Raw genomic sequence first — 3,483 nt, 5'->3', positions numbered from 1 at the left:
GCGGGCATGCTGCCATACCCCCCCCCCCACCCCCCCCCCCCCCCACCCCCCCCCCCCCCCCCCCCCCCCCCCCCCCCCCCCCCCCCCCCCCCCCCCCCCCCCCCCCCCCCCCCCCCCCCCCGCTGCCGTGGAGCCACCGTCTAGGCCGCCGGCTGGGCCAGCCACTCCGGCAGCGCGTCGAAGTCCTCGTGCCCCAGCGACAGCAGCATCGCGTCCGCCGGAGTCGGCTCGAAGGGCTGCCGCAGCAGCGGCATACCGGCCTGCTCCGGAGTGCGGGCCGCCTTGCGGTGGTTGTCCTCGGCGCAGGAGGCGACGGTGTTCAGCCACGAGTCCTGGCCACCCTGGGCGCGCGGCACCACGTGGTCGACGGTGGTCGCCCGCCTGCCGCAGTACGCGCACCTGTGCCGGTCACGCACCAGAACGCCCCGCCTCGACCACGGGGCTTGTCTTCGGAACGGCACGCGTACGTACCTGCAGAGCCTGATCACCCGGGGCGCGGGTATGTCGACCACGGCTCCGCGCATGCGCAGTTCGGGGTGGGCCTGCTCGACGACGGCCTTGTCCTGGAGCACCAGAACGACGGCTCGATTCAAGGTCACCGTCGACAGCGGCTCGAAGCTCGCGTTCAGCACCAGCGTGTCCCGCATCCAGCCCACCTCCCATGCGCACCGGCCCACCCTCTGGCGGGCTTGGATCAACTCTGGCCGGGCACGCCGAGATGGACAACGCAATAAAAAATGCCCGCCCCTGATCAATTCCAAGACCAGGAGCGGGCAAACGTTCCATGAACGTCATCCTTCGGCAGGCACCTCGTACTCGGCGATCAGCTGCGCGCGGGCCAGCGTGTGGAACCGCAGGTTGAAGCCGACGTAGGCCGGACTGGCGTCCGCGTCCGGACCCAGCTTCTCCTCGTCCACGGCGTACACCGTGAACACGTACCGGTGCGGCCCGTCACCGGGCGGCGGCGCGGCACCGCCGAAGTCCTTCGACCCGTAGTCGTTGCGCGCCTGGACGGCGCCCTCCGGGAGTCCCTTGAAGCTGCCGGTGCCGGCCCCCGTCGCCAGCTCCGTCACCGACGCCGGGATGTCGAACACCACCCAGTGCCAGAACCCGCTGCCCGTGGGGGCGTCCGGGTCGTAGCACGTGACGGCGAAACTCCTGGTCTCGGGCGGGAAGCCCTCCCACCGCAGGTGCGGTGAGGTGTTGCCGGCCGCGTGGACCTGAGCGTCCTCGAGTGTCCCGCCCGCCGGGACGTCCTCGCTCGTGACCGTGAACGACGGCACGGGCGGATGGAAGTCATGGGGGAGCGGCCGCCTCTTGAGCTCGGTCACCTCGTTACCTCCTGAACGATGCCTGGAACTGGTGGTTCCGAGCCTAGTGCCGCGGCAGGCGACGTTTGCCCGTCAGGGAGCGGCGTTCGGTGCGTGCTCTGGGGGTCCCCCCGGCCGGAAGTCCTCGTACTGGATGTACTCGGGCTTTCGGCCGGTGCGGCGAGTGGGGGCACCTCCCACGCCCTTACGGCAGTGGGGGCGCGTGCGGGGCGTCGCGACGGGGCGAACGTTGCCTGTTGCGGCACTAGAACCAGTTGCGCTTGCTGCCGACCTCGGACAGCCACTGGTTGAGATAGCCGGCCCAGTCGGTGCCCTGGTAGTCGTGCAGACCGACCTGGAAGGAGCGGAAGGTGTCGCTGCCCTCGCTGAACAGCCCGGGCTTCTTGTCCATCTCCAGGACGACGTCCATCGCGTGCTCGTCGGCCACGAAGCTCAGTTCCACCTGGTTCAGACCGCGGTACTGCGACGGCGGGTAGAACTCGACCTCCTGGTAGAAGGGCAGCTTCTGCCGGGTGCCGCGGATGTGACCGCGCTCCAGGTCGGCGTTCTTGAAGCGGAAGCCCAGCTGGATGAAGGCGTCGAGGATGGCCTTCTGCGCGGGCAGCGGGTGCACGTTGATCGGGTCGAGGTCGCCGGAGTCCACGGCGCGGGCGATCGCCAGCTCGGTGGTCACCCCGATGTTCATGCCGCGCAGCGTCTGTCCGTCGATCGTAGTGATGGGCGTCTCCCAGGGGATCTCGAGCCCGAACGGCACCGAGTGGACCGCACCCGCCTGCAACTCGAAGGCGCCACCGAGCCGCAGCTTCGTGAACTCGATGTTCTGCTTGTACTCCTCGTCGCCGCTCTCGACCTCGACCTTGGCCTGCAGTCCGACCGAGAGTCCCTCGATGGCCTGGTTGACGGAGCCGCCCTGGATCCGCACCTCACCCTGGACGACGCCGCCCGGAACGACGTTGACCTCGGTCAGCACCGTCTCGACCGAAGCCCCGCCGGCCCCCAGGCTCGCGAGCAGCTTCTTGAACGCCATGACACTCCCTTTATGTGTGGGTCCCTGATCCCTGGAAACGCGATCCGGCCCCGGCTGGTTCCGCGTCCTCACCCTGGCAAGGTGACGGCGCCCTGACCACCCCGTTGCCTCCACCCGTCTGCACTACCCTCGGACGGCATGATCGCGACCCCCGACCGTACGCCCCTCGCGCGCGAGTTCTTCGACCGACCTGTACTGGAGGTCGCGCCCGACCTCCTCGGCCGTCTCCTGGTCCGCGGCACTCCCGACGGTCCGATCACGCTGCGCCTGACAGAGGTCGAGGCCTACGACGGACCCAACGACCCCGGCTCCCACGCCTATCGCGGCCCCACGGCCCGCAACAGCGTGATGTTCGGTCCGCCGGGACATGTGTACGTCTACTTCACCTATGGCATGTGGTTCTGCATGAACCTCGTGTGCGGTCCCGAGGGCACCTCGAGCGCGGTCCTGCTGCGCGCCGGTGAGATCGTCGAAGGGGCGGAGTGGGCCCGCACACGTAGGCTCTCGGCCCGGAACGACAAAGAACTGGCCAAAGGGCCGGCCCGCCTGGCGACCGCGCTGGGCGTGGACCGGGCGCTGGACGGCACGGACGCCTGTGCCCCCGGCGAGACCCCGCTGCGTGTCCTGACCGGGACTCCCGTGCCCGCCGACCAGGTACGCAACGGGCCGCGCACCGGAGTGGCCGGCGACGGAGGTGTTCACCCGTGGCGCTTCTGGATCGCGAACGACCCGACGGTCAGCCCCTATCGGCCCCATGTGCCACGGCGCCGCCCAAGTTGACGCGTCTTGGGAAGGTGCGTAACGTAGCCCGAGCCGCTTGAACCGGGTACGGCGATCGCCAGCAGCCGGAAGTGGCCAACCCACTACAACGACCTCCCCCTCAGCGGGGGCGAATTCGGCGTGCGTGCATGCCTGAATTCGGGACTCGCGGGACTCGATTATGAGTTGGCGAGGGGGATCGGCTAACGTAGTGAATGTCGAAAGGCCGACAGCGAAAGCCAAAGCCATTCGGCATAACCCCCCGACAGGGAATCGGATACGGAAACGGTCTGATAGAGTCGGAAACGCAAGACCGAAGGGAAGCGCCCGGAGGAAAGCCGCGAGAGAGTCTCTCGGGTGAGTACA

Annotated in this window: 4 protein-coding genes; 1 reads left to right on the top strand and 3 read right to left on the bottom strand. The window is 69.1% G+C overall.

What is annotated here, in order from left to right:
* Positions 1–140: 140 nt before the first annotated feature.
* The 3 genes from AC07AZ_RS29940 to AC07AZ_RS29930 form a co-directional block, all read right to left on the bottom strand.
* Positions 141–647: an HNH endonuclease gene (locus AC07AZ_RS29940; protein WP_478853205.1), complete on the bottom strand. Its 507-nt coding sequence runs from the start codon at positions 645–647 to the stop codon at positions 141–143.
* Between the two features lie 144 nt (positions 648–791).
* Entirely contained in the window at positions 792–1,331 is a 540-nt protein-coding gene (locus tag AC07AZ_RS29935; RefSeq protein ID WP_478853203.1) for a YbhB/YbcL family Raf kinase inhibitor-like protein, read from the bottom strand.
* Between the two features lie 244 nt (positions 1,332–1,575).
* Positions 1,576–2,358: a sporulation protein gene (locus AC07AZ_RS29930; RefSeq protein ID WP_478853201.1), complete on the bottom strand. Its 783-nt coding sequence runs from the start codon at positions 2,356–2,358 to the stop codon at positions 1,576–1,578.
* Between the two features lie 138 nt (positions 2,359–2,496).
* Between AC07AZ_RS29930 and AC07AZ_RS29925 the strand changes: the two genes are divergently transcribed.
* Positions 2,497–3,138 carry a DNA-3-methyladenine glycosylase gene (locus tag AC07AZ_RS29925; RefSeq protein ID WP_478853198.1) on the top strand — a complete coding sequence of 214 codons (642 nt, stop codon included), beginning with the start codon at positions 2,497–2,499 and terminating at the stop codon, positions 3,136–3,138.
* Positions 3,139–3,483 lie beyond the last annotated feature (345 nt).

The sequence above is a fragment of the Streptomyces sp. NPDC043878 genome (assembly GCF_056435735.1).
The sequence above is the reverse complement of the archived record's forward strand: the minus strand, read 5'-3'. Positions and strand labels throughout refer to the sequence as shown.